Below are 6,287 nucleotides of genomic sequence, written 5' to 3'. Positions count from 1 at the left end.
AAAGAGGATAGCAAGCATACTATCCTCTAAAATGTCTTCGTTTCTTGATGTTTCTAAGTTATATTTAATATTTTACAAGAAAGTAGCAATTTAATGACTAAATGAGAAATTTAAACTGGACTTTTTCAGTGGTCTCGGACCGTCCCTACTGACTCACTTTTTTGGAATAAAGAAGAAAAAAGGGGGAAAGAGCCCTGCTTTTACAAGGCTCTTTCCAGATTGTTAATGTGTTTATCTATATTTATTGTAGGGTTTGCAATTTTGGTTTAAATGCCTTAAGTAATTCGTTTCCATTGTGTATCTAGATATACATGATTCCAGTGAAGTATACAATGTTTTATTTTTGGGAAACTAAGTTTCATAATTTTTCCCTCCTTCACTTATGGATTTAGAAAAAATCTTCTTATTATATATGTATCCAAAAGAGTAGATGATAAACATTGCCAACACCTATTATTGGATTATTAGAAAAATATGGGTTGAAAGAGAGAGTAGATTACCTTATTAGTAATATAAAAGCAGCAACTACAGGTAAAATCCTTTTAATCTATATGGTAATTAGAACCTTAGCATCTGTATTGTCTTTAAGGATTGGTGGGCATGTAGAATTTATAAGGCCACTTATTTATCCAATGGCAGAAGGGGTAGCTGTAAATAAATATGGAGAGATTCCAGAGAAAGAGGTAGAGAGCATAAAAGTTTTATCTTCAGCAACGGAGAATTTTGTAAACTTTTATGGGTAAAATGTGTTTATTGCAGCAGAATGAGTACTGCTAATAGTAGGAACTTTAAATGAGCCAATATTCGAAGATGGAGAAAATGCTTATTTTGCAAAACTTCCTATAAAGGCTATGGTAAAAAATATTAGAGAAGGTGGGATACCTGCTAGTGTATCAAATACGGCTGGTACTTATGTATGTAACCACATAATGTATGGATTACTATATTTAATAGATAAAAAGTATCCAGATATAAAGGGTGGGTTTATTCATGTACCTTTCCTGCCAGAGCAAGTTGTTGATAAAAAGGAAGTAGCAAGTATGAATTTAGATGATATAGTTAAGGCTTTGGCTTTAGCTATTGAAGGAGCAATAGAAAATAAGAAGGATATAAAAACACTAGAAGGGAAAACTCATTAAACAAAAGTAGAGGATAATTTTAAAAATTATCCTCTACTTTTGTTTAATAGGTTATTGTACTATATTTATAAATTCTTCCATAGTTGTTTCTGGTACTATTTCAAATCGGGGCAGTTCATATTTATTTAACCCTGGTGTTACGTATCCTTGTTTTACTGTAAAAGCCATTTCGTGATTTGTTTCCCTTAGATATTCAATAGTAGTATTATTATAAGAGCCAAAGGGATAGGCAATATATTTTGCATCTAATAATTCCATATTCTTTGAGATGTCTTCAACAATAACGTTTTTATCAGAAGTTATAATTAATGGTTTTTTATTTTTATTTTCATCATGTTTGTGCAGTGAATAAGTATGACTTTCAAAATTAAAAACATCCTTATACTTTGGCATTTCATTAATATTAATATATTGTACAGTTTTAGGGTCAAAAGACTGTTGTGGACTTTCGGCTGCGCTGCCTATTACAAAAATAGTACCATGTAGATTATATTGTTTCATTATAGGATATCCATAGACAATATTACTTAAGAATCCGTCATCAAATGTAATAACTACTGTTTTTTTTGGAAGCTCTATTTCACCATCAATGAATTGTCTTAATTCATCTAAAGTTGCTACATAATAGCCATTATCATGTAAGTATTTCATTTGTTTATCAAAGGTTTCTACAGATAAAACAATTTTATTGTTTATCCAATTATATTTTTCTATATCTTCAGCTATTAATAAGTGGTGATATAATAGTACAGGTATTTTATTTGCTTCTTCTTTAGGTACAACCTTAGTTCCTATGTTATGAAAAGAATCTTCATCATCCTCTTCCTTAGTAGGCGAATGGGAAATAGGCGAAGGAGGTGTTTTATTAGATTTAGAACATGAGACATTTATAATACATAATAAAAAAGCTAATAATATAGTTATTGGTAGATGTTGTTTTTTCACAAAATCTCTCCTTGTTATATAAGCTATAAATATAATGTAGACATATATATTTTAATTAATATATTATTATTTATTCATACAAAGATAAAAATCCTCAAAGAATAATTTTCTTAAGCTTTTAATGAGAGGGAAGATTTATACCATTTTCTTCTAATTTTTCACTTAAGGAATATATTTTGTGATTATCTCTTCCTATAGTAGTTTTTGATGTAATAAGAGAGTTAAGAATGGCTTCTTCTGTGGCTTCTTTCGTTCCCTGAAATATTTCGTCTATTTTATTTTCATTTATTGACTTAATTTGTATGATGTCTTCTTTTTCATAATGATTAATTATATTTGCCGTAGAAAATCCTATAACTATTTCTCCACTACCAGAGCTAGTGAAACTTCCTGTTTTTGAAATCCCAGGATATACTCTTTTTATAACTCTGTTTAATTGCCTGTGAGATAAAGGGATATCTGTGGCTAAAACAATAATTATTGAACCTTTATTTTGGATAGTAGAATGATTTTCCATTTCCTTTTTTATTTTTTTTCCTAATTTTTCTCCATCAATTAAAAGATCTTCTAATTTACCAAAGTTAGTTAATACTAAAACTCCTACTATGTATTCTTTATTATCAAGAAAAACTTTTCGAGATGCAGTTCCTATTCCACCTTTTAGTCCATAGCAAACCATTCCAGTTCCAGCACCTACTGATCCTTCTTCAAAGGTTTTATCAGCTGTGTTAATAGCTTGGAAAATATGTTCTTTTTCTATTGCTATATTTCTGATATTATTTAAATAGCCATCATTACATTCACATACTACAGGATTTATGGTACCAGTGTCTTTGCCAATATCTTCATTATATTTTAGCATGTATCGAACTAAACTGTCTGCAGCTATTCCTGCACTTAAGGTGTTAGTTAAAATAATTGGAGTTTCAATAGTACCTAATTCATCTATTTGTACTAGCCCAATAGATTTTCCAAAACCATTTATTACATGGGTGGCCCCAATTATTTTCTTTTTAAAAAGATTTCCTTTATGAGGAAGGATGGCCGTAACACCAGTTTTAGTTTCACCATTGTTTAAAGTAATTTGACCTACATGTACTTCTTTCACATCAGTTATGGAGTTATTTATTCCTGTTTCCATTTCACCGATGGTTATTCCATAATCTCTAATGCGTTTTTGTTTTTTCAAAGTAAACTCACCTCAAGATAATTATACCAGCAAAAAAATAAAAAAGAACCCTACTTTTTAAAAGTAGGGTCAATATGTATGCAGAAAGGGATTTTGACTATTAATTTTAGATTATCGTAGGCCATACGGCCTTACAATAATATTATACAAGAGTTTTTGACAAATGTCCATAACTCTGACAAAAAAGATACAAATAAGTTGTTAAATTTGTTATCGTATTTTCAGTCAATCGGTTTCTCTATGAAATCCTATATATCTAGTTATAAAAGAACCAATAAACTTTAGAAGTAAAAAAATGATCCTGTAGAATTAATAATTACTTTTTCTACAGTAGATAATAAAAGGCATCTAGAAGAACTTTTTCAATTAATGGATCTTCTGATGAACAAAGAAGCTGCAGAAAAGATACCCAAAGCTAAGAAAAGGGAAAAGTTATTGAAATTTTAAAATGAGAAAAAGGAAGGATTTTTTCTCACTTTTTAGTTGACAAATATGAAAACTAGGTATATTATTTATCTAAGGATTTGTTTACTGTATAAATAAATATTAAGGAGATTTATATGACTAAAAGGGAAGAAGAAATATTAGGGATTATAAAGAAAAATCCAATGGCAAGTCAACGGGAAATAGCAGATAAGTTAAATATAACTCGTTCCTCTGTAGGCGTTCATATTACCAACTTAATGAAAAAGGGTTATATTGTAGGGAAAGGCTATATAGTAAAGGAAGAACCGTATATAACTATAATAGGAGGAGCCAATGTAGATATTGTAGGTTTTCCCTATGAAAACTTAAAGATGAAAGACTCAAATCCAGGTAAAACTAATATATCCTTAGGTGGAGTTAGTCGAAATATTGGAGAAAATTTAGCAAGATTGGGTATTGATACAAAACTTATAACTACTATTGGGAATGATAATTATGGAAGATTAATTATAGATGAGGGAATGAAAGTAGGCTTAAATATGTCAGATTCTCTAATATTACAGGATTATTCTACTTCTACTTATTTATCTATATTAGATGAAAATGGTGATATGGAAGTAGCTCTTTCATCTATGGATATCTTGGAAAAAATCAGTATTTCTTTTATTGAAGAGAAGAAAGATATAATAGAAAACTCTAGGCTATGTGTTGTGGATACTAATTTGCCAGGGAAAACTCTAGAACATATGGTGACTAATTTTAAATCTAATTATTTTTTAGATACTGTGTCGACAACAAAGGCTGAGAAAGTCAAGGATTTTATTGGGTACTTCCATACAATTACTCCGAATAAAATAGAAGCTGAAATATTGTCTGGCATAAAAATCAATAAGGAAGATGATTTAAAATTAGTAGCAAAACATTTTATTGAGAAAGGAGTAAAAAGAGTAATAATTTCCCTTGGGGAAAAAGGAATATTTTATTTTGATGGAGATACTGAAGTAAGGATGATATCACCAAAAGCCAATGTAGTTAATACAACAGGAGCTGGTGATGCTTTTATGGCAGGTTTAGCTTATTCCTATTTCAATGATTTTGATATAAAAGAAACTTTAAAATTTGGAATAGCAATGTCTATTATGACTTTGGAAGATAGTAGGACTATAAATCCAAATATTTCAGTAGAAAAAATAAATAAAAAGATAAAGGAGATAGAAATATGTTAGATGAATATATAGTTATAAAGGATGAAGTAAAAGAGGCATTAGAAGATAATAAGCCGGTAGTAGCTTTGGAGTCTACAATAATTGCCCATGGGATGCCTTATCCTGAAAATATAAAAGTGGCTTTAGAAGTAGAAAATATAGTTAGAAAAAATGGTGCAGTACCTGCCACTATTGCAGTACTAGATGGAAAGTTAAAAGTGGGACTTAGTAAAGAAGAAATAGAATACTTAGGTAAAGGTGATAATATCTATAAAGTGAGTAGAAGAGATCTACCTTTCGTTGTAGCAAATAAATTGGATGGGGCCACTACAGTAGCTGCTACTATGATCATATCGGAAATGGTAGGGATAAAAGTCTTTGTAACCGGTGGTATAGGAGGTGTTCATAAAGGGGCTAATGAAACCTTTGACATATCGGCAGATCTTCAAGAATTAGCTAATACCAATGTGGCTGTAGTATGTGCAGGAGCAAAATCAATATTGGATATAGGCCTTACTTTAGAGTATCTTGAAACTTTTGGCATACCGGTTCTAGGATTTAAAACTGAAGAATTCCCTGCATTTTTTACAAGGAAGAGTGGTTTTAATGTAGATTTTAAGATTAATAATAAAGAAGAATTAGGAAAGTTTATAAAGGTTAAATGGGAGTTAGGATTAAAAGGTGGAGTAGTAATTGGAAATCCAATACCTGAAGAAGATGAAATGGATTTTGATGAAATAAATAAGGCTATTAATGATGCCCTTAAGGAAGCCGAAGAGAAAGGAATAGAGGGTAAAAAAGTAACTCCTTTCCTTCTAGATAAAGTGAAAGAAAAAACTGGTGGAGACAGTTTAGAATCAAATATAAAATTAGTATATAATAATGCTAAGTTAGGTGCTAAGTTAGCAACTGAATTAATAGGCTAAATAAAAAACTGGCAGATTGAGTGATAAATCTGCCAGTTTTTTTATTGTTTAAGAAGGTATGCTTTTTAGGTAATGAAAAGCTGATATTGTCCACTGGGCACTCTTACTAGAAACTTTTATTTATGTATTTTTGCTAAAAATAATATAGATAAAACTTATAAAAAAAGGATTAGTATAAATAAAAACTATTGTTATTTTTATTACACAAATGGTATAGTAAAGTCTGGGTAAAAAGATATATTAGGAGGAATGAAAATGAAAATTGCATACGTTATTAATTCGGACAATTGCAGACAAATTTTAAGGGATATGATTGTACCACAAATGGAGGCAGGAAATCATGGTGCAGAAGTTGTAGGGATGTTCTTTGTCTTTGACAATACTTATTTACTATTAGACAATACAGATCTTGGGAAAAGATTACAAAAGCTTCATGAGAAAACAGGAATGATAATAC

The 6,287-nt window shown here is 30.0% G+C and carries 7 protein-coding genes; 5 read left to right on the top strand and 2 right to left on the bottom strand.

Translation table 11 applies throughout. The features are described from left to right. Positions 1 to 440 precede the first annotated feature (440 nt). Entirely contained in the window at positions 441 to 743 is a 303-nt protein-coding gene (locus tag VK071_07950; protein HLR35240.1) for a DUF969 family protein, read from the top strand. 27 nt (positions 744 to 770) lie between these two features. Then, positions 771 to 1,139, top strand: a complete 369-nt coding sequence (locus tag VK071_07945; protein ID HLR35239.1) for a hypothetical protein — start codon at positions 771 to 773, stop codon at positions 1,137 to 1,139. A 51-nt stretch (positions 1,140 to 1,190) separates the two neighbouring features. Here the strand turns inward: VK071_07945 and VK071_07940 are convergent, their stop codons facing one another. After that, entirely contained in the window at positions 1,191 to 2,084 is an 894-nt protein-coding gene (locus tag VK071_07940) for a polysaccharide deacetylase family protein (GenBank protein HLR35238.1), read from the bottom strand. A gap of 118 nt (positions 2,085 to 2,202) precedes the next feature. Beyond that, positions 2,203 to 3,273 carry a P1 family peptidase gene (locus VK071_07935; protein HLR35237.1) on the bottom strand — a complete coding sequence of 357 codons (1,071 nt, stop codon included), beginning with the start codon at positions 3,271 to 3,273 and terminating at the stop codon, positions 2,203 to 2,205. A 560-nt stretch (positions 3,274 to 3,833) separates the two neighbouring features. On the opposite strand from VK071_07935, the gene VK071_07930 reads away from it, so the two are divergent. From VK071_07930 to VK071_07920, 3 genes are all read left to right on the top strand, one after another. Further along, positions 3,834 to 4,925: a carbohydrate kinase gene (locus VK071_07930; GenBank protein HLR35236.1), complete on the top strand. Its 1,092-nt coding sequence runs from the start codon at positions 3,834 to 3,836 to the stop codon at positions 4,923 to 4,925. Continuing rightward, positions 4,919 to 5,830, top strand: a complete 912-nt coding sequence (locus VK071_07925) for a pseudouridine-5'-phosphate glycosidase (protein ID HLR35235.1) — start codon at positions 4,919 to 4,921, stop codon at positions 5,828 to 5,830. The genes VK071_07930 and VK071_07925 overlap by 7 nt, the downstream gene beginning before the upstream one ends. Positions 5,831 to 6,085: 255 nt before the next feature. Next, positions 6,086 to 6,287: sulfur reduction protein DsrE (locus VK071_07920; protein HLR35234.1), on the top strand; the 202-nt coding region annotated here is incomplete at its 3' end.

This window comes from Tissierellales bacterium, assembly GCA_035301805.1.
In the GTDB taxonomy this organism is placed as follows: domain Bacteria; phylum Bacillota; class Clostridia; order Tissierellales; family DATGTQ01; genus DATGTQ01.
Note: the sequence above shows the minus strand (reverse complement) of the source record. Positions and strands in the feature narration are given on the sequence as shown.